General features: G+C 54.8%; 27 protein-coding genes and 1 pseudogene. 17 read left to right on the forward strand and 11 right to left on the reverse strand.

The window, feature by feature from the left end; translation table 11 throughout:
* Positions 1-64 precede the first annotated feature (64 nt).
* Complete coding sequence (locus tag O1722_RS09940) at positions 65-430, forward strand: hypothetical protein (RefSeq protein WP_071963968.1); 366 nt, start codon at positions 65-67, stop codon at positions 428-430.
* A gap of 302 nt (positions 431-732) precedes the next feature.
* Here O1722_RS09940 and O1722_RS09945 read toward each other — a convergent pair.
* A pseudogene (locus O1722_RS09945) lies at positions 733-1124 on the reverse strand (DUF933 domain-containing protein); the annotation flags it as partial.
* Between the two features lie 104 nt (positions 1125-1228).
* Between O1722_RS09945 and O1722_RS09950 the strand changes: the two are divergent.
* A complete protein-coding gene (locus tag O1722_RS09950) occupies positions 1229-1432 on the forward strand; it encodes a hypothetical protein (RefSeq protein ID WP_032653883.1) in 204 nt (67 codons plus the stop codon).
* A 94-nt stretch (positions 1433-1526) separates the two neighbouring features.
* Entirely contained in the window at positions 1527-1754 is a 228-nt protein-coding gene (locus O1722_RS09955; RefSeq protein WP_006812592.1) for a hypothetical protein, read from the forward strand.
* Between the two features lie 1181 nt (positions 1755-2935).
* Here O1722_RS09955 and ychF read toward each other — a convergent pair.
* Positions 2936-4030 carry a redox-regulated ATPase YchF gene (gene ychF, locus O1722_RS09960; protein WP_003856650.1) on the reverse strand — a complete coding sequence of 365 codons (1095 nt, stop codon included), beginning with the start codon at positions 4028-4030 and terminating at the stop codon, positions 2936-2938.
* 126 nt (positions 4031-4156) lie between these two features.
* A complete protein-coding gene (gene pth, locus O1722_RS09965) occupies positions 4157-4741 on the reverse strand; it encodes an aminoacyl-tRNA hydrolase (RefSeq protein ID WP_006810922.1) in 585 nt (194 codons plus the stop codon).
* A gap of 274 nt (positions 4742-5015) precedes the next feature.
* Here pth and ychH point away from each other — a divergent pair, with 274 nt between their 5' ends.
* Together ychH and O1722_RS09975 are read left to right on the forward strand one after the other, a co-directional pair.
* The gene (ychH, locus tag O1722_RS09970) at positions 5016-5291 is read left to right on the forward strand and encodes a stress-induced protein YchH (RefSeq protein ID WP_003856655.1); all 276 of its coding nucleotides are present in this window, start codon (positions 5016-5018) and stop codon (positions 5289-5291) included.
* A 120-nt stretch (positions 5292-5411) separates the two neighbouring features.
* The gene (locus tag O1722_RS09975; protein WP_033486839.1) at positions 5412-6470 is read left to right on the forward strand and encodes a MerR family transcriptional regulator; all 1059 of its coding nucleotides are present in this window, start codon (positions 5412-5414) and stop codon (positions 6468-6470) included.
* Here O1722_RS09975 and dauA read toward each other — a convergent pair.
* From dauA to lolB, 4 genes are all read right to left on the reverse strand, one after another.
* Entirely contained in the window at positions 6456-8135 is a 1680-nt protein-coding gene (gene dauA, locus O1722_RS09980) for a C4-dicarboxylic acid transporter DauA (RefSeq protein WP_023296766.1), read from the reverse strand. The two genes, O1722_RS09975 and dauA, sit on opposite strands and share 15 nt — an antisense overlap.
* A gap of 124 nt (positions 8136-8259) precedes the next feature.
* Complete coding sequence (gene prs, locus O1722_RS09985) at positions 8260-9207, reverse strand: ribose-phosphate diphosphokinase (RefSeq protein ID WP_003856663.1); 948 nt, start codon at positions 9205-9207, stop codon at positions 8260-8262.
* Between the two features lie 125 nt (positions 9208-9332).
* On the reverse strand, positions 9333-10202 hold the full coding sequence (gene ispE, locus O1722_RS09990; protein WP_017693293.1) for a 4-(cytidine 5'-diphospho)-2-C-methyl-D-erythritol kinase: 870 nt from the start codon (positions 10200-10202) through the stop codon (positions 9333-9335).
* On the reverse strand, positions 10199-10810 hold the full coding sequence (lolB, locus tag O1722_RS09995) for a lipoprotein insertase outer membrane protein LolB (RefSeq protein ID WP_003856665.1): 612 nt from the start codon (positions 10808-10810) through the stop codon (positions 10199-10201). Before lolB ends, ispE begins: the two co-directional genes overlap by 4 nt.
* 201 nt (positions 10811-11011) lie before the next feature.
* Between lolB and hemA the strand changes: the two genes are divergently transcribed.
* Genes hemA through kdsA form a run of 6 tightly spaced genes read left to right on the forward strand, consistent with a single transcriptional unit; the run spans position 11012 to position 16315 of the window.
* Positions 11012-12268, forward strand: coding sequence for a glutamyl-tRNA reductase (hemA, locus tag O1722_RS10000; protein WP_003856666.1), 1257 nt, complete (start codon positions 11012-11014; stop codon positions 12266-12268).
* 41 nt (positions 12269-12309) lie between these two features.
* A complete protein-coding gene (prfA, locus tag O1722_RS10005; protein WP_023296764.1) occupies positions 12310-13392 on the forward strand; it encodes a peptide chain release factor 1 in 1083 nt (360 codons plus the stop codon).
* Positions 13392-14222 (forward strand): peptide chain release factor N(5)-glutamine methyltransferase, encoded by an 831-nt coding sequence (prmC, locus tag O1722_RS10010; RefSeq protein WP_023303859.1) that lies wholly within the window; start codon positions 13392-13394, stop codon positions 14220-14222. Before prfA ends, prmC begins: the two co-directional genes overlap by 1 nt.
* Entirely contained in the window at positions 14219-14611 is a 393-nt protein-coding gene (sirB2, locus tag O1722_RS10015; RefSeq protein ID WP_023296762.1) for an invasion regulator SirB2, read from the forward strand. The genes prmC and sirB2 overlap by 4 nt, the downstream gene beginning before the upstream one ends.
* 3 nt (positions 14612-14614) lie before the next feature.
* Positions 14615-15424: an invasion regulator SirB1 gene (gene sirB1 / locus O1722_RS10020; protein WP_006810913.1), complete on the forward strand. Its 810-nt coding sequence runs from the start codon at positions 14615-14617 to the stop codon at positions 15422-15424.
* A 36-nt stretch (positions 15425-15460) separates the two neighbouring features.
* A complete protein-coding gene (gene kdsA / locus O1722_RS10025; RefSeq protein WP_003856671.1) occupies positions 15461-16315 on the forward strand; it encodes a 3-deoxy-8-phosphooctulonate synthase in 855 nt (284 codons plus the stop codon).
* Positions 16316-16421: 106 nt separating this feature from the next.
* Here kdsA and chaA read toward each other — a convergent pair whose 3' ends face one another.
* Positions 16422-17522, reverse strand: coding sequence for a sodium-potassium/proton antiporter ChaA (gene chaA / locus O1722_RS10030; protein ID WP_003856672.1), 1101 nt, complete (start codon positions 17520-17522; stop codon positions 16422-16424).
* Between the two features lie 269 nt (positions 17523-17791).
* On the opposite strand from chaA, the gene chaB reads away from it, so the two are divergent.
* Together chaB and O1722_RS10040 are read left to right on the forward strand one after the other, a co-directional pair.
* Positions 17792-18022, forward strand: a complete 231-nt coding sequence (gene chaB / locus O1722_RS10035) for a putative cation transport regulator ChaB (protein WP_003856674.1) — start codon at positions 17792-17794, stop codon at positions 18020-18022.
* Between the two features lie 177 nt (positions 18023-18199).
* A complete protein-coding gene (locus O1722_RS10040) occupies positions 18200-18895 on the forward strand; it encodes a gamma-glutamylcyclotransferase (RefSeq protein WP_017384255.1) in 696 nt (231 codons plus the stop codon).
* 30 nt (positions 18896-18925) lie between these two features.
* On the opposite strand, the gene O1722_RS10045 is transcribed toward O1722_RS10040, so the two are convergent.
* The 3 genes from O1722_RS10045 to O1722_RS10055 form a co-directional block, all read right to left on the reverse strand.
* The gene (locus tag O1722_RS10045; protein WP_015570352.1) at positions 18926-19165 is read right to left on the reverse strand and encodes a hypothetical protein; all 240 of its coding nucleotides are present in this window, start codon (positions 19163-19165) and stop codon (positions 18926-18928) included.
* A 194-nt stretch (positions 19166-19359) separates the two neighbouring features.
* Complete coding sequence (locus O1722_RS10050) at positions 19360-21144, reverse strand: methyl-accepting chemotaxis protein (RefSeq protein ID WP_479954564.1); 1785 nt, start codon at positions 21142-21144, stop codon at positions 19360-19362.
* A gap of 106 nt (positions 21145-21250) precedes the next feature.
* Positions 21251-21604 (reverse strand): DsrE/DsrF/TusD sulfur relay family protein, encoded by a 354-nt coding sequence (locus O1722_RS10055; protein WP_015570354.1) that lies wholly within the window; start codon positions 21602-21604, stop codon positions 21251-21253.
* A 73-nt stretch (positions 21605-21677) separates the two neighbouring features.
* Between O1722_RS10055 and nasR the strand changes: the two genes are divergently transcribed.
* The 4 genes from nasR (at position 21678) to O1722_RS10075 (ending at position 26004) form a co-directional block, all read left to right on the forward strand.
* Positions 21678-22850 carry a nitrate regulatory protein NasR gene (nasR, locus tag O1722_RS10060; RefSeq protein ID WP_033486841.1) on the forward strand — a complete coding sequence of 391 codons (1173 nt, stop codon included), beginning with the start codon at positions 21678-21680 and terminating at the stop codon, positions 22848-22850.
* A 227-nt stretch (positions 22851-23077) separates the two neighbouring features.
* Positions 23078-24325, forward strand: coding sequence for a CmpA/NrtA family ABC transporter substrate-binding protein (locus O1722_RS10065; RefSeq protein ID WP_033486842.1), 1248 nt, complete (start codon positions 23078-23080; stop codon positions 24323-24325).
* Positions 24326-24327: 2 nt separating this feature from the next.
* The gene (gene ntrB / locus O1722_RS10070) at positions 24328-25206 is read left to right on the forward strand and encodes a nitrate ABC transporter permease (protein ID WP_015570358.1); all 879 of its coding nucleotides are present in this window, start codon (positions 24328-24330) and stop codon (positions 25204-25206) included.
* Positions 25207-25215: 9 nt separating this feature from the next.
* Complete coding sequence (locus O1722_RS10075; protein WP_032648515.1) at positions 25216-26004, forward strand: ABC transporter ATP-binding protein; 789 nt, start codon at positions 25216-25218, stop codon at positions 26002-26004.
* Positions 26005-26016: the final 12 nt, after the last annotated feature.

A 26016-nucleotide genomic window follows, 5' to 3' on the forward strand; every position in this document is an offset into this window, starting at 1 on the left:
TCAACATGGGTCTTATATAATTTATATTTAGAAGTGTTAATAATTTCATGCAGTTAGGACATGTATGATTGCTTACTTAAGATTCATTAGAGAAAACAACGCGCTCGAATGGATTCAATGTTCAAGAAATATAAGTCTAAACATACCTCGCTTAGATATCGCTATGGTCGATCCTACACGCCAGTTAGTCTTTGCATTAAGCGAACCAAAATCATTACCAACCGTTTTGACCATCTTCAATGCTCATGGCGAAAAACTATTTTGGTCTGCACCTCCTGAAGGCGCGACTTTTTATTACTTAACATTCAACCTGTCAAATGAAGTGGTCGTTGTCTGTAGTTATCCAGTAAAACAAAATGGCTGGCATGATTGGTTTTATTCCTATGATATGAAGCGTAACGCATTGTCTCGATCAGGCCCTGCGTATTAATATCAAATGAGCCCAAAAAATGATAACAATAGCCGGTGGCAAAAGAGATACTATATAAATAATTCCAACAAGTGGTTTAAAAAGGTGTGCGTAAAGGGGAATTATCCTGGCCTCCGGAAGACGGATCCCAAGAAACGGCAGTGTCATTCTCGCTAAATATGAGATTCTTGACTCTCTTGAAGAGCGCTTAGGCGAGGATCTTTTTCAGGCGTTAAAGCTTGTGACTGCCGATATCATTCCTTTTGAACCCAGCATGAAAACAGAACTCTTAAACAATGTGTTTTAGCCACGCAATAAAAAAATCAAACGTTAAACAAGAAGTTCATCACGTCGCCATCTTTAACGATGTAATCTTTCCCTTCCGCACGCATCTTGCCTGCTTCTTTCGCACCTTGCTCACCCTTGTAGGTGATAAAGTCTTCAAACGCGATAGTCTGCGCACGAATGAAGCCTTTCTCGAAGTCGGAGTGGATCTTACCAGCCGCCTGAGGCACAGTCGCACCGACAGGGTTGGTTCACGCGCGCACTTCTTTCCGCCCGCGGTGAAGTAGGTTTGCAGGCTGAACATCTCATGGCCCGCGCGGATCACGCGGTTCAGACCCGGTTCGGCCATGAAATCTTCACGATCGGCGTCGTTCATTTCAGTGATATCAGATTCAACCGCGGCGCAAACCGCCACCACTACAGAATATTCACCGCTCGAAGATTTTGCTGAGAAGATCCCGCACAACCCCCTGACGCAGTCTTTGCTAAATTATTTAAAAATCACACTATTGAAAAATAAAAGATGGAAGTAATATGGATAAAATAATATTTAATAATTATGGAGTGATCCTTATCGAGAGAGAAGGGCGTTTATTTATTAGGTTTTATTCAGGGGGGATGGTTATGAAAGAGGAGGAGGAAGAAGTGAGTATTGATGCGGCTAAAAAAGTTCAAGTGAGTGAAAAAGATGCTTGTGAGGTTTTAATTTCTATCGAAAATAGAAAAAATAAAGTATAGACTTCATTTTTAATGAGCAACTATAGGTCAGCGACAAAGAAGGCGCATCTAATTATATTGGTGATTTTTACATAAAAATAGTAGAGTAATCTAAATGTATTTTTTAGAAAGAAAAGATGCAGAGAAAATGCTCTTTGAATTCTTAAAGAGAACTTTAATAAAAGAATCTGATATCGATGAGTTAATGAGCATGGCAATTAAACATGAGTCCGGCCCTCCTATGAAAGGCATAATGTTTAAATATGATAAAATGGAGAGAAATGAACTCACCGCACAAGATAGAGATGACCTTAGTACATTGATGCATTTTTATGGTCCGTGATGAGATATATCAATTCTTTTCTTTTAAAATACTATAATTACAGAGACAGGAAAGTTATCAATAATCAAACAGATGATATTTTTATTATTTCTCAGATAAAATATTCAATCCAAAACTAAATTCAAGGTTGTTTTCTTAATAAAAAATTCCTCAAACATCAATGGAGTCTCGAGGCCGTTTTAAAAAGTGAAGCAAGCATCAATATCAAAAAATTCAACATCATCCATGTATAAAAAACATTTTTATTGAGAGCGAACATGATCGCTGACTTCAGGTTTTCCAGAGAAAAAACATGCTCGAATGGATCTTCTCTTCAAGAACTATAAGTCTAAACATACCTCGCTTATATGCCGCCATGGTCGATCCTGCACGCCAATTAGTCTTTGCGATAAGCGAACCAGAACTATTACCAACCGTTTTAAAATCTTCAATGCAGAGGGCGGAGAGCTATTATTGTCTGCACCGCCTGAAAAGGCTTATTTCTATTACTTAACATTAAATTTGTCGAAGGAAGTGGTTGTTATCTGTAGTTTCGCAGTTCAACAAAATGGCTGGTATGATTGGTTTTATTCCTTTGATATGGTTCATAACACGTTGTCTCGATCAGGACCTGCGTACTAAATTCGCTATTAATAATAAAAGTTATATTGGCCCACAGGAAAAATCACAATATTTCCAATGAAGGAGCATTGTTCCATGAAAGACCTTGAAAACCCAAAAATTGAATCTGAAATTAACTCCTTTGTTGAACAAGGAAACGAGTTCACGATGATAAAAAATACGTCGAGGCTTTAGAGCAATACCAAAAAGCCTGGCAAGCTCTTCCTGAGCCAAAGTTCGAATGGGAACTCGCCAACTGGATCGCTGCCTGCATGTACAGCGCATGTTTTGATCTCGCGGATTACGCTGAGGCAAAGAAATGGGGAGAGACGACATTACGGACACGTGGATCGGATATAGACACTGCACCCTTAATCGATCTCGGCATGGTCTGTTATGAGTTGAATCAATTCGAGGAAGCGTATAAATATTTTAACGATGCTTATAACTACGGCAAAGAGCGTGCGTTTCAGGATAGACCCAAAAAATATCTAGAGTTCTATCTGCGCAAAAGGGGATAAGTTCGTTACTCTATAAAAAAATCCACGCCTAAGCGTGGATTTTTTTTCATTCAAAACAAATCAAACGTTAAACAAGAAGTTCATCACGTCGCCATCTTTAACGATGTAATCTTTCCCTTCCGCACGCATCTTGCCTGCTTCTTTCGCGCCTTGCTCACCCTTGTAGGTGATGAAGTCTTCAAACGCGATAGTCTGCGCACGAATGAAGCCTTTCTCGAAGTCGGTGTGGATCTTACCAGCCGCCTGAGGCGCGGTCGCTCCCACAGGGATGGTCCACGCACGCACTTCTTTTACACCAGCGGTGAAGTAGGTTTGCAGATTCAGCAGCTCATAGCCCGCGCGGATCACGCGGTTCAGGCCCGGCTCTTCCAGACCCAGCTCGGCCATGAACTCTTCACGGTCGGCGTCGTCCAGCTCAGCGATGTCGGATTCAACGGCAGCGCAAACCGCCACAACTACAGAACCTTCAGCCGCAGCGATTTCACGCACTTTGTCCAGATACGGGTTGTTCTCGAAACCGTCTTCGTTAACGTTGGCGATGTACATGGTAGGCTTCAGGGTCAGGAAGCTCAGGTATTTGATCGCCGCTTTGTCTTCGTCAGTCAGGTTTTTCAGCGCGCGCAGCATGCCCGCGTTTTCCAGCTGTGGCAGACATTTCTCCAGCGCAGCCAGTTCCGCTTTCGCGTCTTTGTCGCCGCCTTTGGCTTTCTTCTGCACGCGGTGAATGGCGCGCTCGCAGGTGTCGAGGTCAGAGAGGGCCAGCTCGGTGTTGATGACGTCGATGTCGTCAGCTGGATCCACTTTATTGTTAACGTGGATAATGTTGTCGTTCTCGAAGCAGCGCACAACGTGGCCGATCGCTTCGGTTTCACGGATGTTGGTCAGGAACTGGTTGCCCAGGCCTTCACCTTTGGATGCGCCTTTTACCAGGCCCGCGATGTCCACGAACTCCATGGTAGTTGGCAGAATGCGCTGCGGCTTCACGATTTCCGCGAGCTGGTCCAGACGCGGATCGGGCATAGGAACAACACCGGTGTTCGGCTCGATGGTACAGAACGGGAAGTTCGCCGCTTCAATACCTGCTTTGGTGAGCGCGTTGAACAGGGTGGATTTGCCCACGTTTGGCAGACCGACGATACCGCATTTGAATCCCATTTCTAAATCACCTTAATATCTTGATAATCAATCCGTTAACGATAACCGATTGAAGAAAAGTAAATAACTACGCCTATTATACACGTAACCCGCGCGACGCGCGGTAAAAAAGCCCCAGGGCGCCGATTATTGCGCTTTGAAAGCGTGCAGTCGATTGGTGGCTTTTGTCAGGCCATCCTGAAGCCATATCTCGGTGCAGCGGGCCGCTTCGTCCACCGCTTCGTCAATCAACTTCTGCTCAGAAACCGGTGGTTTACCCAGTACGAAACCAACAACTTTGTTTTTATCGCCCGGATGGCCGATTCCCACGCGCAAACGGTGGAAATTAGGGTTATTACCCAGTTTGCTGATGATGTCTTTCAGACCATTGTGGCCGCCATGACCGCCGCCCAGTTTGAACTTCGCCACGCCTGGCGGCAGGTCCAGTTCGTCGTGGGCCACCAGGATCTCATCCGGATTGATGCGATAAAACGTTGCCATGGCCGCCACGGCTTTGCCGCTCAGGTTCATAAAGGTGGTTGGCACCAGCAACCGCACGTCGGCACCCGCAAGATTGATGCGTGAGGTATACCCGTAAAACTTGGGTTCTTCACGCAGGGGAGCGCGCAAACGCTCCGCCAGCAGATCAACATACCAGGCACCGGCGTTATGGCGGGTTGCGGCATACTCTGCGCCCGGATTGGCGAGGCCGACAATCAGTTTAATCGTCACGATTTACTTCCTAATGGGTTCCAGATCTGGCGCGTAGTTTACTGTCTGGCGCGCCGCTTGACAAAGTTCTGCCTGCTGTACACCGAAATGCGAATAATTTCCTCTTTGAACAATTAGAATTTCAAGCTGTTCAATGTCTTATTTGTAAATTTTTGTCCGTGAGTTATCAGTAAATGTGATCATTCACGCAACTCATATAAGAGGCGTTGTCTATACTTTACACACAAGGAGAAGGGGCTTTTCCCCTGACAACCCAAAGTTCCGGAGGTGACATATGAAACGCAAAAACGCTTCAATGCTCGGTAACGTGCTAATGGGGTTGGGACTGTTCGTGATGGTCGCCGGTGTCGGTTATTCAATCTTAAACCAATTACCGCAGCTTGACCTCCCACAATACTTTGCGCATGGCGCGGTGCTGAGTATCTTCCTTGGTGCGGTATTGTGGCTCGCCGGGGCGCGCGTGAGCGGACATGAGGAAGTCTGCGATAAATACTGGTGGGTGCGCCATTACGATAAACGATGCCGCCGCGACCAGCGCAAGCATAGCTAGTGCCCCATAAAGAACACCGAAACGACTTCATCTGAAGTCGTTTTTTTTTGCATGACGCATTGACCCTCACGTAACGTAAGGCTCCAGAGTAACGACACTGGCAGAACAAAAGGAGCCGTTATGTTGATACAGGTGGGTGAACTGGCGAAACGTGCCGGGATCACCGTGCGGACATTGCATCACTACGAGCAAACAGGGCTGTTGTTACCTTCTGCCAGAAGCGCGGCAGGCTACCGGCTTTATAACCTGGCGGATGTGCAGCGTCTGCATATGATCCAGGCGCTGGCAAAAGCCGGACTGGAGCTTGCCGAAATCAGGGATTTTCTGGAACAGCGTTCGCTGTCATTAGCCGAATTACTCGACGGGCAAATCACTCTGCTGGACAAGCAACTGCGTAGCATCCATACGCTGCGCAACCGGCTGGTGGAATTGCGTACCGGGCTGACCGACGATGCGACGCCGGATCTGGAATCCTGGCTACAGACTCTGGAGTTAATGAATATGTACGATCGCTGGTTTAGCAAAGAAGAGTTGCAGCAACTGCCGTTTGCGGTAGAGAAAGAGGCGCTGGCGGATATCTGGGCGGGTCTGGTGACGGAAGTTAAACACTTGCTGGAACAGAACGTCAGCGTCACGGACGCGCGGGCGACCGATTTGGCTTCACGGTGGATGGAACGCCTGGAGCAGGATACCGCAGGCAAACCGGAATTTTTGACCCGTCTGAACGAGATGCACAGCGTGGAGCCGCAGATGCAGGCGCAAACCGGCATTACGCCGGAGATAACTGATTACATCACGCGGGCGTTTGCCGAATCAAAGCTCAGCATCTGGGAGAAATATCTCACTGCCGAAGAGATGGCCTTTACCCGGTCGCACTACTTTGACCGGATGATGGAGTGGCCGCCGCTGGTGGCGAAGCTGCATCAGGCGCAGCGGGATAATCTCAGTCCCGCTTCTGACGATGCGCAAAAGCTGGCAGAAAAGTGGCTGGTTTTATTCCAGTCCTATGCGGGAACAAACCCGCAGACCCAGCAAAAATTTCGCCTCGCCATGCAGCAGGAGCCGCATCTGATGAAAGGCACGTGGATGACGCCTGCCGTGCTTGAATGGCTCCAGCAGGCGATCGGGGTGATGATGCAAAGACGCGTCTCTGCATCAGATGACTCACAGATCCGCTAACGCAGCTTCACGGTTAGGGTAGAAGGACAATCGGCCAGGGATCGGCTGCACGCCCGCGCGCGCCATGGTGCGCAGGGGCTGGAATTCAAGGTTACTTATCCGCAGCTCGCAGCCTTCCGGCAGGCGGGCAACAAAGCGCTGGAAGGCATCCAGACCGCCGGCATCCAGCACCGGGACGGCATCCCATTTCAGCACCACAATCCGTTTGCCCGCGATGCGGGATTCCAGATCGCTGAACAGACCTTCCGCCGCGGCGAAGAACAGCGGGCCAATCACGCGCAGCACCAGCACATCGTCAGGCACCTCAACGTTAACCGGGGAGAGACGCGTCATCTGCGCGATGCGGCGCATAAACAGCAGCGAGGCCAGCACAATGCCGACGCTGATGGCGATAACCATATCGAACAGTACGGTCAACGACATGCAGATCAGCATCACGATAATGTCGTCTTTCGGCGCGCGGCGCAGCAGGTTAACCACCTTATGCGCCTCACTCATGTTCCAGGCCACCATCAGCAGCAGCGCAGCCATGGCAGAGAGTGGAAGCCATGAAAGCAGCGGGGCAAGGATCAGCAGCGCCATGATCACCAGCAGGGAGTGAATGACCGCCGAAACCGGTGATGTCGCGCCCGCACGTACGTTCGCGGCGGAACGGGCAATCGCAGCCGTAGCGGTAATACCGCCGAAGAACGGTGCAACGATGTTCCCTAAGCCCTGGCCGACCAGCTCGCTGTTGGCTTTGTGCTTAGTGCCGGTCATGCCGTCGAGCACGACGGCGCAGAGCAGGGATTCAATCGCGCCCAGCATTGCCATGGAGAACGCGGCAGGCAGCAGAGCGCGAAGGGAATCCCAGCTTAGGGTGAAGCTTGAGCCCGGCATGTCCCACGGCAGAACCAGCTGTGGCAGCAGCTGCGGAATGCCGCTGCCCTGTGAGCCGTCCGCCAGAACATAGTGGAACTGGGAGCCAATGGTGGCGACCTGTCCACCGAGCAGGTTGACAACGCCCATCACCGCGCAGCCCAGCAGCAGAGCGGGCAGATGCCCCGGGAGACGAATGCCTAAGCGAGGCCAGACGATAAGTGTGCCGAGGGTAACGATGCCAATGGCTGCATCGCCCAGGTTGGCCGTCGGCAACGCCATAAACAGCGCGCCCACTTTCTGTAAATAGTGCTCCGGAACATGGGCCATTTGCAGGCCGAGGAAATCCTTAATCTGCATGGTCCCGATGGTAATCCCAATCCCCGAGGTGAACCCCAGCGTTACGGAAAGGGGAATATATTCAATCAGGCGACCAAAGCGGGCCAGACCAAACAGAATTAAAAAGATGCCGGACATCAGGGTGGCAACCAGCAGGCCTGCCAGACCAAACTGTTGGGAAACCGGGTAGAGGATCACCACAAAGGCGGCAGTCGGGCCGGAGACGCTGAAGCGGGACCCGCCCGTCAGCGCAATCACAATCCCGGCAACGGCCGAGGTGTACAGCCCGTACTGCGGCGCGACGCCGCTACCAATCGCCAGCGCCATCGCCAGCGGGATGGCAATAATCCCGACGGTGATCCCGGCTATCAGGTCACGAACAAAGCGTGACGATGTGTATTTCTCTTTCCAGCAGGCGTCGATGAGGGCGCGAAAGGGCAGAACATGTGAGGAGGTTACGTTTTTCACAATTATCTATCATCCGTGTGCGCATCATCTGTCATGTGAATGGCAGGTGAAGGAGGCATAAGTCATACAAATAAATACTATAAACAAAAAAACCCGCCGTAGCGGGTTTTTTGGCCGTGTTCGATCAGTGTTCGAACATTGCAGAGATCGATTCTTCGTTGCTGATACGACGAATCGCTTCGGCCAGCATCCCGGACAGAGTCAACGTACGCACGTTTGGCAGCGCTTTGATCTCGTCGCTCAGTGGAATGGTATCGCAGACCACAACTTCGTCAATGACGGAGTTACGGAGGTTGTTTACCGCATTGCCGGAGAAGATCGGGTGAGTGGCGTAAGCGAATACGCGTTTCGCACCACGCTCTTTCAGCGCTTCAGCGGCTTTACACAGCGTACCGCCGGTATCGATCATGTCGTCCACCAACACGCAGTCGCGGCCAGCCACGTCACCGATGATGTGCATCACCTGAGAAACGTTAGCGCGCGGACGGCGTTTGTCGATGATCGCCATGTCGGTATCGTTCAGCAGCTTCGCGATAGCACGAGCACGTACCACGCCGCCGATGTCCGGAGAAACCACAATCGGGTTGTCCAGATTCAGTTGCAGCATGTCTTCCAGCAGGATTGGGCTGCCGAATACGTTATCAACCGGCACGTCGAAGAAGCCCTGGATCTGCTCTGCGTGCAGGTCAACCGTCAGTACGCGGTCAACGCCGACGCTGGACAGGAAGTCAGCGACAACTTTAGCGGTGATTGGCACACGCGCGGAACGGACGCGACGGTCCTGACGTGCATAGCCAAAGTAAGGAATAACAGCAGTAATACGGCCAGCAGAAGCACGACGCAGCGCGTCGACCATAACAACCAATTCCATCAGGTTGTCATTCGTTGGAGCACAGGTGGACTGGATGATGAAAATATCACCACCGCGTACATTTTCATTAATTTGTACGCTGACTTCGCCGTCGCTAAAGCGACCTACAGCGGCGTCGCCGAGGGAAGTGTACAGGCGGTTGGCAATACGTTGTGCTAGTTCCGGGGTGGCGTTACCAGCAAAAAGCTTCATATCAGGCACGAGAAGAACCTCAGGCATGCGTCCAGTGGTGGATAGCGTTCGCCGCAAACTGCGGGGCCTAAGCAAACGCTATCCAGGCGGTGTATTAAAGAGCGCGATGCAACGTCTGGAACAGGGTGACGTTGTCACCGAAACTCAGTCTGCGCCAGAATGGCCTGCTGTAGGGGGGAGGTGTTCATCCCGCGTGCTACAAAACCATGCAGCCAAACCGGCGCTTGCTCAAGCACCTGACGGGCGGCGGTTTCGGTGTCAAATTCAGCAAAGACACAGGCCCCTGTACCGGTCAGGCGCGACGGCGCGTATTCTAACAGCCAGGAAAGCACCGCATCAACCTCGCGAAAACGTTTTCTTGCGATATCCTCGCAATCGTTGCTGAATTCACAATTTAATAACGTTTTTATTGACCGTGCCGGGGTATTTCTTTTCAGGTCAGGATCTTTAAAGATGACCGGGGTAGGAATGCTCACGCCGGGGTGAACGATCAGATACCATTTTTCCGGCGGATCGACCGGCGTGAGGATTTCACCGACACCTTCAGCGAACGCCGCGTGGCCGCGCACAAACACCGGTACATCGGCGCCCAGCGTCAACCCTAACGCTGCCAGTTCGTCCGTCGTCAGACCGCAGCCCCAGAGGTGGTTAAGCGCCACCAGTACAGTCGCGGCGTTTGATGAGCCGCCGCCAAGACCGCCGCCCATCGGCAGGCGTTTGTCGATACGGATATCCGCACCGCTTCCCGCTGGCAGACGACCCGACGTCGACGCCGTTTTCATCAGCAGGCGAGCAGCGCGCACGATCAGGTTATCGTCATGCGCCACGCCGTCGACCGGCGTCAGCAGGCAAATCTGCCCGTCCTGACGCGGTTCGATGGAGATGGTGTCGCCGTAATCGACAAACTGAAACAGCGTTTGCAGGGTGTGATAGCCGTCAGCGCGCTGCCCGGTAATGTAGAGAAACAGGTTCAGTTTTGCGGGAGAGGGCCAGTGGGTCATCATTTAACGATCCAGTTGTCCATTTTCAGCTTGATACGCTGGCTACCCTGCGTCAGCTCCATATTGGACGGCAGCGACGGTTGCGTCTTGCTGTCATACGCGCTGTACACCACTTTCCAGGTTTTACCGCCCTGGGTGTAGTTCACCTGGCTCAGACGGTATTGATCGTCGAGCGTATAGTCGGTTGCGTCACCCGGCAGGCCGAGGATCCACTGGCGCAGACTATTGAGCGGAATCGGCATTCCGGTCAGCTTGCCAATCATCTCTTCGGCGTCGGTTGCCGTGTAGTGCTGGCCTTTGTTATCGGTGATCTGCGCTTCGCCAGGCTTCGCGTTAAGCTCCAGCTCGGTGCTGCCCAGCGGGTTCAGCAGCAGCAGGCGATAGTTGTCCTGACCCGTTTGCTGCCAGAAGAAGCGAGCGTAAACTTTTTGTTCGTCAGAGAGATAAGCAAATGCACCGCGGGTCTGGTACTGGCTTAATTTCAGCACGTCCTGCTGGTGCTGACGCCACTGCGGTGAGTCAGGGCTTTTGCCCGGGCCTTTCGGCTGATGAACGGAACAGGCGGTCAGAACCAGGGCCGCCAGAGGCAGCAGGCGAATCATTCGGGTCATAATGATGACAAATCCTTGAGATACGTTGCAGTTATAACTGTTAATGCTAGCGTTGAAGGGTGCCACCGTCTACGTTCAAATTATCTCAAAGCGTGGCGTAAGCTATTACTCCGAAAGGGGGCAGTCTCTTTTATTGATCTCGCGCATCCTGTATGATGCGTCCTGCTAACCTTATTAACGCTGGTACTACTCCCGCTCAACATGACCCTATTAGCACTCGGTATTAACCACAAAACGGCCCCGGTTTCACTGCGAGAACGCGTTACGTTTTCGCCGGATACGCTCGACCTGGCGCTGGACAGCCTGCTTGCACAGCCGATGGTGCAGGGTGGCGTGGTGCTGTCGACGTGCAACCGTACCGAGCTGTATTTGAGCGTAGAAGAGCAGGACAACCTGCACGAGGCGCTGATCCGCTGGCTGTGTGACTACCACAACCTCAACGAAGAAGAACTGCGCAACAGCCTGTACTGGCATCAGGATAACGATGCGGTCAGCCATCTGATGCGCGTGGCCAGCGGTCTGGATTCGCTGGTGCTGGGCGAGCCGCAGATCCTCGGCCAGGTGAAAAAAGCCTTCGCGGATTCCCAGAAAGGGCATCTGAAAGCCAGCGAACTGGAGCGAATGTTCCAGAAGTCATTCTCCGTGGCGAAGCGTGTGCGAACCGAAACCGACATTGGCGCCAGTGCGGTTTCGGTTGCTTTCGCGGCCTGTACCCTTGCCCGTCAAATTTTTGAATCCCTGTCGACCGTCACCGTACTGCTGGTGGGAGCGGGCGAAACCATCGAGCTGGTGGCGCGCCATCTTCGCGAACACAAGGTGAAGAAGATGATCATCGCCAACCGCACCCGCGAACGTGCGCAGGTGCTGGCAGATGAAGTGGGCGCTGAGGTGATTGCGCTGAGCGACATCGATGAACGTCTGAAAGAGGCGGACATTATTATCAGTTCTACCGCCAGCCCGCTGCCGATTATCGGGAAAGGGATGGTCGAGCGTGCGCTGAAATCCCGCCGCAATCAGCCGATGCTGCTGGTGGATATCGCCGTTCCGCGTGATGTCGAACCGGAAGTGGGCAAACTGGCGAACGCCTACCTGTACAGCGTGGATGACCTGCAAAGCATCATTTCGCACAACCTTGCCCAGCGTAAGGCGGCGGCTGTGCAGGCGGAAACCATTGTTGAGCAGGAAACCAGCGAATTTATGGCCTGGCTGCGCGCACAAAGCGTCAGCGAGACCATCCGCGAATACCGCGGTCAGGCGGAGCAGGTGCGTGATGACCTGACGGCCAAAGCGTTAGCGGCCCTTGAACAGGGCGGCGACGCGCAGGCGATTATGCAGGATCTGGCCTGGAAACTGACCAACCGCCTGATCCATGCCCCAACCAAATCTCTTCAGCAGGCTGCCCGTGACGGGGACGATGAACGCCTGACAATTCTGCGCAACAGCCTCGGGCTGGAATAGCGCCCTATACCCATTTTCTAAGACAAGGTGCATTTACGCCTATGAAGCCTTCTATCGTCGCTAAACTGGAAGCTCTGCACGAGCGCCATGAAGAAGTCCAGGCGCTGCTCGGCGATGCCGGGATCATTGCCGACCAGGAACGTTTTCGCGCGCTGTCGCGTGAATACGCGCAGTTAAGTGATGTTTCAAAATGCTTTACCGACTGGCGACAGGTCCAGGAAGATATCGAAACCGCGCAGATGATGCTCGACGATCCTGAGATGCGCGAGATGGCGCAGGAAGAGTTACAGGATGCGAAAGCGCGTTCAGAAGAGATGGAGCAGCAGCTTCAGGTGCTTCTGCTGCCGAAAGATCCGGATGATGAGCGTAACGCCTTTGTGGAAGTCCGCGCCGGTACCGGTGGCGACGAAGCGGCGCTGTTCGCCGGGGATCTGTTCCGTATGTACAGCCGGTATGCCGAATCCCGTCGCTGGCGCGTGGAGATCATGAGCGCCAACGAAGGCGAGCATGGCGGCTACAAAGAGGTTATCGCCAAGATCAGCGGCGACGGCGTGTACGGTCGTCTCAAGTTTGAATCCGGAGGTCACCGCGTGCAGCGCGTGCCTGCGACAGAATCTCAGGGACGCATTCATACGTCAGCCTGTACGGTGGCGGTGATGCCGGAGCTGCCGGAAGCGGAACTGCCGGATATCAACCCGGCAGATCTGCGCATCGACACCTTCCGCTCATCAGGGGCAGGTGGTCAGCACGTTAACACCACCGACTCCGCTATCCGTATTACTCACCTGCCCACCGGGATTGTGGTTGAGTGTCAGGATGAACGTTCCCAGCACAAGAACAAAGCTAAAGCGTTATCCGTGCTGGGCGCCCGTATCCACGCGGCGGAAATGGCGAAACGCCAGCAGGCGGAAGCCTCTACCCGCCGTAACCTGCTGGGCAGCGGCGATCGTAGCGACCGTAACCGTACCTATAACTTCCCGCAGGGTCGCGTAACCGACCATCGCATCAACCTGACGCTCTACCGTCTGGATGAGGCGATGGAAGGCAAGCTCGATATGCTGATTGAGCCTATCGTGCAGGAATACCAGGCCGACCAGCTGGCGGCACTGTCCGAGCAGGATTAATGGATTTTCAGCGCTGGTTACGCCATGCCGCCAGTGAGCTTTCTGCAAGTGAAAGCCCGAAGCGCGACGCCGAAATTCTGCTTGAGCATGTGACGGGTAAAGCCCGCACGTATCTGCTGGCTTTCGGCGAAACCGCGCTGACCGCTGAACAGCAATCGCAGCTGGAGGCGCTGCTTGCCCGCCGTAAAACCGGCGAGCCGGTGGCGCATCTGGTTGGCGAACGCGAGTTCTGGTCACTTCCGCTGTACGTTTCAGCGGCCACGCTGATCCCGCGCCCGGACACCGAGTGTCTGGTGGAGCAGGCGCTGGCGCGGTTACCGGCGCAGCCGTGTCAGATCCTCGATCTCGGTACTGGCACCGGCGCGATTGCGCTGGCGCTTGCCAGCGAGCGACCGGACTGCACCGTGACGGCGGTAGACGTGATGCCTGATGCGGTCGCCCTCGCGCGGCGCAACGTTGAACGGCTGGGGCTGAACAATGTTTCCGTTCTGCAAAGCAGCTGGTTTGCCGCGCTTGAAAGCCGCATGTTTGAAATGATTGTCAGCAATCCGCCCTACATCGACGAAGACGATCCGCATCTCGCGCAGGGCGACGTGCGTTTTGAACCGTTGACCGCGCTGGTCGCTGCGAATCAGGGACTTGCGGATCTCGATCACATTGTGACAACGTCACGACAACATTTGCTTCCCGGTGGCTGGCTGCTGGTGGAACATGGCTGGACGCAGGGAGAGGCGGTGCGAGCGCTGTTTACGCGTGCCGGATACGCTGCCGTGGAAACCTGCCGGGATTACGGCGGCAATGAACGTCTGACGCTGGGGCAGTGGTCATGAGCCTGTTTACGCTGCTGATCTCCGTTCACCTGATTTCCGTTGCCCTGACCATCGGCTTTTTCATTGCCCGCTACTGGTGGCGCTACAGCAACAATCCGCTGATTAACGCCCGCTGGGTACGCATCGCCCCGCACTGTATCGACACGGTGCTGTTCCTTTCCGGAGCCGGGTTAATGTGGAAAACCGGCTATCTGCCATTTACTGATAAAGGCGCATGGCTGACTGAAAAGCTGTTTGGCGTTATCATCTACATCGTTTTGGGTTTTATCGCGCTTGGGCGTCATCGTCCGCGCAGCCAGCAGACAGGGTTTATCGCCTTTTTGCTGGGTCTGGTGGTGCTGTACATCATCATTAAACTCGCCACCACAAGAATACCGTTACTGGGGTAAGTCATGAGGTCCTTAGCCGATTTCGAATTTAACAAAGTGCCGCTCTGCGATGGTATGATCCTGATTTCAGAGATGATCCGCGACGATTTTACGTCACAGTACGTTTACGCTGAACTGGAGAATCTGGTCAGCCTGGCGCGCGAAGAGATCAATCAGGCACGTCCGCAGGACTGGCAATTAGAGAAGCTGATTGAGCTTTTCTACGGCGAATGGGGTTTCTGCGACACGCGAGGCGTGTACCGCCTGTCTGACGCACTGTGGCTGGACCAGGTGTTGAAAAATCGTCAGGGCAGCGCCGTCGCGTTGGGCGCCATTTTACTGTGGGTTGCGCACGAGCTGGATATTCCACTGGTGCCGGTCATTTTCCCGACGCAGATGATTTTGCGGGCGGAGTGGCTGGACGGTGAGATGTGGTTAATCAATCCGTTTAACGGCGACACGCTGGATGAGCATACGCTGGACGTCTGGCTGAAAGGCAACATCAGCCCGATAGCTGAGTTGTTCAATGAAGATCTCGATGAAGCCGATAACGCCGAAGTGATCCGCAAGCTCCTGGATACGCTGAAGTCTGCGCTGATGGAAGAGCGTCAGATGGAGCTGGCTCTGCGCGCAAGCGAAGTGCTGTTGCAGTTCAATCCGGAAGATCCGTACGAAATCCGCGACCGCGGCCTGATTTATGCGCAGCTCGACTGCGAGCACGTGGCGCTGAATGATTTGAATTATTTCGTCGAGCAATGTCCGGAAGACCCGATCAGCGAGATGATCCGCGCGCAGATTAACGCGATCGCGCATAAACACATTACACTGCATTAATCTTAATTCCGATTCACACCTGAATAAGGCGATCCTATGAAACAAAAAGTGGTTAGCATTGGTGATATCAACGTGGCAAACGACCTGCCGTTCGTGCTGTTTGGCGGTATGAACGTTCTGGAATCCCGCGATCTCGCTATGCGCATCTGCGAACACTACGTGACCGTGACCCAAAAGCTGGGCATCCCGTACGTGTTTAAAGCCTCTTTTGACAAAGCCAACCGCTCCTCCATTCACTCCTACCGTGGCCCGGGCCTGGAAGAGGGGATGAAGATTTTCCAGGAGCTGAAACAGACGTTTGGCGTGAAAGTGATCACCGACGTGCACGAAGCGTCTCAGGCACAGCCCGTGGCTGATGTGGTAGACGTGATTCAGCTTCCGGCGTTCCTCGCTCGCCAGACTGACCTGGTAGAAGCGATGGCGAAAACCGGTGCCGTGATTAACGTGAAAAAACCGCAGTTCGTGAGCCCTGGCCAGATGGGTAACATCGTCGACAAGTTTATCGAAGGCGGTAACGACCAGGTGATCCTCTGCGACCGTGGTTCAAACTTCGGTTATGACAACCTGGTTGTGGATATGCTGGGCTTCAGCGTGATGAAGAACGTCTCTAACCAGTCCCCGGTGATTTTCGACGTGACCCACTCCCTGCAATGCCGCGACCCGTTTGGCGCCGCGTCTGGCGGGCGTCGTGCGCAGGTGACCGAACTGGCGCGCGCCGGTATGGCAACCGGCCTGGCGGGTCTGTTCATTGAAGCGCACCCGGATCCGGCTAACGCGAAATGCGACGGTCCATCCGCGCTGCCGCTGGATAAGCTGGAGCCGTTCCTGAAACAGATCAAAGCGATTGACGATCTGGTGAAGAGCTTCGACGAGCTGGATACCAGCAACTAATAAAAAAACCCGCTTCGGCGGGTTTTTCTTTGCCCGGCGGCGCTACGCTTGCGCGGGCCTACGGGTTTCGTAGGCCGGGTAAGCGCAGCGCACCCGGCAAAAAAAATTACGCAAATATCGTCATCAGATACGCAATAAACAGCGCCATATGCGCCGCGCCGTTCAGCACATTGGTGCGGCCGGTGGAGAAGGATATCTGGCACAGCAGCAAGGATGCCACCATCACAATCATCTCTGGCGCACCCAGCGCAAACTGCAATTCATTTCCCGTCATAAAGGCAATCAACGTCACCACCGGAACGGTAAGGGAGATGGTCGCCAGAACGGAGCCGAAGAACAGATTCATCGCACGCTGCACCTGATTATTGAGCACCGCTTTCAGCGCTCCCAGGCCTTCTGGCGACAGGATCAACAGGGCCACCAGGAAACCGGTAAAGGCGACCGGCGCGTTCAGTTCAGTTAATAGCGCCTCCAGCGGGTTCGCATTCATCTTGGTGACAGCAATAACGGCAATCAGATGCACGATCAGCCAAACCGTATGCCACGCGCTGCTGTGCGCCGACGGCTTACCGTGATGCGGGTCATCGTCGTCGCCGTCGTCTTCATGCTCGTAAACAAACAGGCTCTGGTGCGTTTTGGTCTGGATCAGCAGGAACACGCCGTACATCGCCGCGGAAATCAGCGCCACCAGCAGCGCCTGGCCGGTGGTGAAATTTGCACCCGGCAGCGCCATCGGGAACACCAGCACAATAATCGCCAGCGGGAACAGGGCGATCAGGTACTGTTTAATGCCAAAGAGGTTCATGTACTGGGTGGCAAATTTGCGACCACCTAATAAAAGTGAAAAACCGACCAGGCCGCCGGTAACAATCATAATGATGGAGTAGAGCGTATCGCGCATTAGCGTTGGCGCGGCGTCGCCGGTGGCCATTAATGCGGAAATTAAACTGACTTCAAGAATCACAACCGAAAGGCTTAAAATTAATGACCCATACGGCTCTCCAAGACGGTGGGCTAACACATCCGCATGGCGTACCACGCTAAATGCACTGGTTAAAATACCCACCAGAGCCAGAATATTGATCCCCACAACCACTGGCAATGACTGACTGCTTCCCCAGAAGAGCAGCACAGCCAGTGCCAGAACCGGGAAAATGAGAGAGGTCTCCTTGTGGCGGGTTTTTACCGCCTCGTGTGTTGCTGTCATGTGTTTCTCCAACAATGCAGGTGCTTGTAATTATAGATAGATTTTAAAGGTATTAAATTAACAGAAATCTGTTAAATACCCTGTATTTTTTACTTAATTTTACCCTTTATTATAATTTTTATGTCTGAGGCATTATAATGCCTTATCTCTGTTAAATATTAGTTTAATAACAATGAATTGCATTTTTATATTGTTCATTTCTTTCTGTTGGGTGGCACCCTCGCGTATCGTCGTCCACACTTATCTTTTAGCCAAAAGAGAGGTTAACGATGCCATACAAATCGAAAAGCGAATTACCGGATAACGTGCAAAACGTATTGCCTGCCCACGCCCAGGATATCTACAAAGAAGCCTTTAACAGCGCCTGGGATCAGTACAAAGATAAAGAAGATCGCCGGGACGATGCCAGCCGTGAAGAGACGGCGCATAAGGTGGCCTGGGCCGCCGTGAAAAATGACTATGAGAAAGGGGACGATGATAAATGGCACAAAAAGAAATAGCCGCCAAATAACACGCTGCCTCCATTTTGACATTTCAGGCGGTTGATCTGCCGCTGTATTGCATCTGGCCCGCGAATTGCTTATCGTTGCTCAACTGCTGTTAAAATGAACAGCACAGAATGCCGGGAAGGCGAATTACAGATGTCGCAAGGAAGCATGCAGTGGCGGAGGTGGAATGTGTTAACGCGTGATTTCTTGATGAAGGCAGATTGTAAGACGGCATTTGGTGCTATTGAGGAATCGCTTCTGTGGTCGGCTGAACAACGTGCGGCGTCGCTTGCGGCAACGCTGGCCTGCCGCCCGGATGATGGCCCGGTCTGGATCTTTGGTTACGGCTCGCTGATGTGGAACCCGGCGCTCGAATTTGTTGAATCGGCAACCGGAACGCTGCCTGGCTGGCACCGCGCCTTCTGTTTGCGCCTGACCGCCGGACGCGGCAGCGCGTGTCAGCCTGGCCGCATGCTTGCACTAAAAGAAGGCGGGCGCACCACGGGCGTGGCATACCGGCTGCCGGATACCACGCTGGAAGATGAGCTGACGCTGCTGTGGAAGCGCGAGATGATCACGGGCTGCTATATGCCCAGCTGGTGCAAGCTGGAACTGGATGACGGGCGCACCGTCAACGCGCTGGTGTTCATTATGGATCCGCGCCACCCGCTGTATGAAGCCGATACCCGAACCCAGGTGATTGCCCCGCTGATTGCCGCCGCCAGCGGACCGCTGGGCACTAACGCCCAGTACCTTTTCTCGCTCGATCAGGAGCTGACGCGTCTCGGTATGCAGGACGACTGTCTGAGTGAGCTGGTGGTGAAGGTGAAAGCGCTGCTGGAAGGGAACCCGCTCAGCAATACGCTGCGGCCGGGTTTTGCCTGATAATACGCCCGGCTGGCCGGGCGTTGACTGTTATGCCGCCACGTAACTTACGGAATGTTCGAGCGACTGGCTGTGGCTGTCGATCAGCACATCCCAGGTGCCGGTGTAAGGCACCGTCAGCCAGGCCTTATCGTCCTGGACGGTAAGGATATCTGCCTGCGATTGCTTCTGTCCTTTTGTACTCATCAGATGGATGCGGCAACGCTCTGAGCAACGTACCACTACCGTATCCCCGCCAAACAGTTTCAGACTCGTTTTAACTCGTGCCATTTTATACCCCGTCGTTTTTGCCCATCCCGAGCGTGATGTTGTTCACAATTTACTCATTGCATAACACCAAAGGGGCAGGGGTGGGATGCTGATTTCGATCAAAAAATGGCGCAACGATTAAACAAAAATGACAAAATCCCTGAAACCTTTCAGCGGACGCGCGTTTACCCTGCTTAACGCGCGCCCGGGAAAAATTATATGCGGAAATGGCCAGCGGTCTCAGCAAGGTCGCCCGCCTGGCTTTGCAGCGCGCTGGCCGCCGCAGCAGACTGTACAACAAGTTCGGCGTTCTGCTGCACCATGCGATCCAGGTGAGTCACCGCGTGGTTAATCTCATGGATCCCTTTCATCTGCTCGCGGGTAGCAATGGATATTTCACGCATAATGCCTGACACGCTCCCGACGCTGGCGCGGATCTCATCCATGCTGTCGCCCGCAAGGTGCACAAACCGGGAGCCGGTTGCAACGCTTTCGGTGGTGGAATCAATAAGGGATTTGATCTCCTTCGCCGCCTGAGCACTGCGGCTGGCCAGGTTACGTACTTCCCCCGCAACGACCGCGAACCCACGGCCTTGCTCCCCGGCACGCGCCGCTTCCACCGAGGCGTTAAGCGCCAGAATATTGGTCTGGAAGGCGATGCCGTCAATGACGCTGGTGATATCGCCGATTTTCGCGGAAGCCAGTTCGATGGACTGCATGGTGCTGATGGCCTGAGCGACGACGTCGCCTCCGCGGGATGCGGCGGCTGAGGCCTTGCTCGCCTGTTCGTTCGCTTCTGCTGCCGACTCGTTTGACTGCGTAACGGAGGCCGTGATCTCTTCCACGGCGCTGGCGGTTTCGCGAAGGCTTGATGCCGCCTGCTCGGTACGCCCGGAAAGATCCTGATTACCTGCCGCAATCTCATGCGCGGCGTTTTTCACTGAGGCGCTGGCATCACGCAGCTGGACCATCACCACAGAAAGCTTATCGCTGAAGGCGTTAAACGCCTGCGCGATTTGCGCCACTTCATCGCCCCCCTTATCCGGCAGACGCTGCGACAGATCGTTAGTACCGTTAGCAATGTTGTTCATCGCGTCACGGATACCGGACAGCCGCTTAAGCAGGCGGGCAATCAGGAGGTGCATGAGGGCTCCGCTCAGCAGGGCGAGGATCGCCAGAGACAGTGCAGATGCTTTTAGCAATGACCGCATCCCGGCGGTGGCATCGCCGTTATCGAGCGCCACAACCAGCAGCCAGTGCGTCCCCGGTACGGCGGTGGCCAGGAACATTTTTTCGCGTCCGTTAAACGTTCCGTCAACCAGGTTGCCGCTTTTCAGGGTGGCAAAATCGGTCCCTTTGATCGTCTCCGTAAAAGGCTTAAGCGTCAGCGCAGGATCGCTGCCGGCAATAACGGTGCCGTTGCTGTCCAGAAGCAGTCCGCTGCTGGCCGGAGTCGGGTGAATACCGCGCACGTTAGCCACCACGCTGTCCATCGCCACATCGCCCGCCACCACTGCTTTCAGGGCGCCTTGCTCTTTAACCGGTACCGCGAACGTCACCACCAGTTTCCCGGTGCCCGCGTCTACATAAGGTGCAGTCACTACCGGACCATCAGCGCTGTCGGCCTGCTGATACCACGGGCGAAGGGTGGGATCGTAATCAGCGGGTACCCCGGTTGGGTCAGAAAATTTAGCCGTTTTGCTGGCATAACCCACGTAGACGTTGGTGAATCCACCCGCCAGCGCAAGCTGTTTAAACACCGGAACCGGATCGTCGCTGAGCGCGACTGGTTGCGCCGAGGTGATGACGGTCATTTTGCTGTTCACCCAGTCGGCAATCGCCATGTTGTGGCTGGCGCTGGTGCTGGTCAGAATATCGCGCTGCGACTGCTGGTTATCCTGGCGCGTGACCTGAAAGTTAATAATAGTATTAAGAAGAAGGGCGACGACCAGACAGCCTGTCGTCGCGGCAATGATGCGGGCGCGTATGGATCTGAACATAAGTGTAATACCTGCTGTGTTGTTTCCATGCCTATCGGCAACGGTGCAGGTAAACTTGATGCTGAAACCGCGTCCATAAGAAAATAATATTTTTAGCGGGTTATTATTAAAAAGTTAATACTTTATCGGCGGAAAGCGTCCATTCAGCCAGCTCCACCAGCGTGCCAATTTCCACGCCATCAATCAGCGGTAGCCCGGTAATGCCGCGCCCGTCGGTACAGGTTTTGCACAGTTTGACCGGAACGTTTTGCGCGGTCAGGATCTCCAGCATTTGTTGAATGTTGTAGCCCTCTGCGGGTTTCTGCCCCTTCAGCCCGGCCGTGACGGCATCGGACATCAAAAAGAGGCGCAGCTCCAGCTCACTCTCCTTATCGCGCAGCGCGATTGCCAGGCGCAGGCTGTTAAAAAGGGATTCACTGCCGTAGGCCGCACCGTTGGCGACGATCACAATCTTCTGCATGTTGACTCCTGTTCTTTGAAAAGGCACGAATATTGCTTCTCGTACCGAAGAATACGTATCGGGGAGAGAAACGATGACGATAGTGGCTGGCAGTTCCCCTGGCGCAACCGAATGGTTCCAGCGTGCGAGAATGTTGCGCGAGGAACAGCTCGGCAGACTGGCGCAGCTGGGCGCACTGGTGAACGGCATCAGTCGACTGGTGCATATGCTACAGTGCGAGCGCGGTGCGTCAAATGTCTGGCTCTGCTCGCAGGGCAAATTGTACGCGCCTGAATGCAAGGCCAGCAGGGCCCTGGTGGATGAAAACCTCGCCGCATTGCACCTTCAGTTTAACGAACCGCTGCCGGGCAGCGCCCTGTGCGAACGTATTGCCAGCGCACTGCACGGCCTTGAGACGCTAACGGCGCTGCGTGATGGCGTTACAGGTCAATGCGTCACCGCGCCGCAGGCGATGGAACATTACAGCCGCATACTGCGACATTTGCTCAGTATCGTACCCCAACTCAGCGACAGCATTGACGATCCGCACATCGCGGGCCGATTTGTGGCCCTTTACAGCCTGATGCAGGGCAAAGAACTTGTGGGACAAGAGCGGGCGCTGGGGGCTATTGGTTTCACCCAGGGATTCTTTGACGATGAAACCCGCCAGCGGCTGGTGGATCGCATTGATGGCCAGCAGGCCTGCTTTGAGGTTTTTATCTCCCATTGCACTCCAGACGTGCAGGAGACGTTTATCCTCAACTGCCAGCCGGGTCTGGAGACTGAAAAACTCAGGCGTGAAGCGTGCACCCGCCAGCCTCCGGCAGATAACGGCGATACCGCCCTCAAATGGTTTGCCCTGCAAACCGCGCGCCTTGAGCACCTGCGCACGCTGGAGGAGGTGGCAATTGCCGATCTGATGACGGCAGTTGAGGAGCGCCGCTATAGCGAAAACCTGCACGCAGACGATGAACACGACGATATCCTGGCGCGATTTCCGGATAAACCGCTGCTGCCGCTGGTGCGCCAGCAGGCGCGTGAAATTGAGCAACTCTCCCGTCAGCTTGCTTCCCTGCGCGACACGCTGGAGGAGCGTAAGACCATCGACAAAGCCAAAAGCGTGCTGATGACGCACCAGAACATGAGCGAGGAGCAGGCGTGGACTGCCCTGCGCAAAATGGCGATGGATAAAAACCAACGCATGGTGGATATCGCCCGTGCGCTGCTTACGGTGAAAAATCTTTGGAAGATACCCCCTGGGGAGTAGTTGCACAGTCAGTGGGCATTTTGTGCCTGATTGAGGTGCGTAAAACAGCGCTCTTCTTGCAGAAACCCCGTAACGCCGGGGATGAAAAGCTGGCATTACCTTTGCATTAACAGATTAACCATTTTCGACGATGCGCCAACGGCGGTGCATGCGTCTTCGGGATAAAGGCGTCCAGCGGTGCTTCAGCACCGTCGGGCGCTTTTTTTTGCCTTTTTTCAGGAGCAATTATGGCGGATTTGTCGAGACGGCGGTTATTGCAGGCCAGCATGCTGGCGAGTGGTGCGATGCTGTTGCCGGGTGTCATGCAGGCCGCATGGGCGGCGGGGTCAGATAAGCCGGAGCAGGATACCGTGCGTATCGGGTTTATCCCCCTGACCGACTGCGCGCCCGTGGTTATCGCGGCTCTGAAGGGGTTCGATAAAAAGCATGGCATTACTATTGTGCCGACCAAAGAGGCGAGCTGGGCGGCGGTGCGCGACAAGCTGGTGGCGGGCGAACTGGACGCCGCACACATTCTTTACGGCCTGCTGTACGGTCTGGAGCTGGGGATCGCGGGCAAGCCACAGCAGATGGCGAACCTGATGACCCTCAATCAGAACGGACAGGCCATTACGCTCTCCAGCGATCTGGCGGAGAGGGGCGTTCGTGACCTCGACGGGCTGAAAAAGCTGATTGCGCAGCAGGCGCCGGGAACCTACACCTTCGCGCATACCTTCCCGACGGGAACGCACGCCATGTGGCTCTACTACTGGCTGGCCAGCGCGGGGATTAACCCGTTTGACGACGTGCGCACCGTGGTGGTGCCGCCGCCGCAGATGGTGATGAACATGCGCATTGGCAACATGGTCGGGTTTTGCGTCGGCGAGCCGTGGAACGCGCGGGCGATTAACGACCGCATCGGGTTTACCGCCGCCACGTCGCAGTCCATCTGGGCCGATCACCCGGAAAAGATCCTCGGCACCCGACGCGACTGGGTGGCGAAAAATCCGAACACCGCACGGGCGCTGGTGAGCGCCGTGATGGAAGCCGCGCGCTGGATCGAGGCGTCAGCGGAAAACAAACGCGAAACCGCGCAGATCCTCTCGCGCCGCGCCTGGCTCAACTGCAAGGAACAGTATCTCACCGGACGTATGCTTGGCGAGTACGACAACGGGGTCGGTCAGCGCTGGCAGGATGCGCACCCGATCCGTTTCTTCAACGAGGGTGCCGTGAGCTACCCGTATCTCTCCGACGGCATGTGGTTCTTAACCCAGTTCCGCCGCTGGGGCTTGCTCAACGCCGTGCCGGATTACGCGGGCATTGCACAGCGTATTAACCAGACCGCGGTCTGGCAGGATGCCGCGACCGCCGTGGGCGGCATGTCCACACCGTCATCACCGTATCGCAGCAGCACCCTGATGGACGGCACCGTCTGGAACGGCACCGATCCGGAAGGGTACGCCAACCGCTTCGCCATTCACCGTAAAGGGGCCTGAGTATGCAGCATCTGCAAAATACAAAACCACAAGAGACGTCAGAGAGCGGGGAAGTGATTGTCCTGCCTCCGCTACAGGTTCGCCGTCGTACGCCAGCGTTTACGCGTCGGATGAATGATTTTTTACAGCGCGTCATCCCGGCGCTGCTCGGTCTCGGCCTGCTGGTGGTGCTTTGGCAGCTGGCGGCGATAAACAGTAAAGGCTTTCCGACGCCGCTCAGCACGCTCGATTCGGCCATGACCCTGTTTGCCGATCCGTTTTATCGCGACGGGCCAAACGATATGGGCATTGGCTGGAACGTGCTGGCGTCGTTGCAGCGCGTCGCCATCGGCTTCGGTCTGGCAGCGATGGCGGGCATTCCGCTGGGCTTTTTGATTGGCCGCTTCACCTTTTTCTCGCGCATGTTCAACCCGCTGATCGCGCTCCTGCGTCCCGTCAGCCCGCTGGCCTGGCTGCCTATCGGCCTGCTGCTGTTCCAGAAAGCGGAGCCTGCATCGAGCTGGACCATTTTTATCTGCTCCATCTGGCCGATGGTAATCAACACCGCTGAAGGGGTACGCCGTATTCCGCAGGACTACCTCAACGTGGCCCGGGTGTTGCAACTCTCAGAGTGGACCATCATGCGCCGCATTCTTTTCCCCGCCGTGCTGCCTGCGGTGCTCACCGGGGTACGTCTTTCCATTGGCATTGCCTGGCTGGTGATTGTCGCCGCCGAGATGCTCACCGGAGGTTTAGGCATTGGATTCTGGATCTGGAATGAGTGGAACAACCTCAACGTCGAAAACATTCTCATCGCCATCGTCATCATTGGCGTGGTCGGGTTGCTGCTGGAGCAGGGGCTGATGCTGATCGCCCGTCGCTTTAGCTGGCAGGAAAAATAAGGAGTGAAGATGAAACCGTTAATTCAGGTCCAGGCCGTGAGCCAGCGTTTTTCCACCGCCAGCGGCGAGTTTCTGGCGCTGCACAACGTCTCTTTTGATATCCACGAGGGCGAAACCGTCAGTCTGATTGGTCACTCCGGCTGCGGCAAGTCGACGCTGTTAAACCTGATCGCCGGGATCACGCTGCCGACGGAAGGGGGGCTGATTTGCGACAACCGCGAAATCGCCGGGCCGGGGCCCGAGCGCGCGGTGGTGTTCCAGAACCATTCGCTGCTGCCGTGGCTGACCTGCTTCGACAACGTGGCGCTGGCGGTGGATCAGGTCTTCCGTCACACCATGAGTAAGGCCGAGCGCAAAGCGTGGATTGAGCACAACCTCGACCGGGTGCAGATGGGCCACGCGCTGCATAAGCGCCCCGGGGAGATCTCCGGCGGTATGAAGCAGCGCGTCGGGATTGCCCGGGCGCTGGCAATGAAGCCGAAAGTGCTGCTGATGGATGAGCCGTTTGGCGCGCTCGATGCGCTGACGCGTGCCCATCTTCAGGACTCGGTGATGCAGATCCAGCAGGCGTTGAACACCACCATCGTGCTCATCACCCACGACGTGGACGAGGCGGTACTGCTCTCTGACCGCGTACTGATGATGACCAACGGCCCGGCGGCCACCGTGGGTGAGATCCTGCGCGTCGATCTGCCGCGCCCGCGCAACAGGGTGCAGCTGGCGGATGACAGCCGCTATCACCACATGCGCCAGCAGATCCTCCATTTCCTCTACGAAAAACAGCCGAAAGCGGCGTAATGAGGGGGCACG

The organism is Enterobacter cloacae complex sp. HYC003_NIDB (assembly GCF_056673375.1).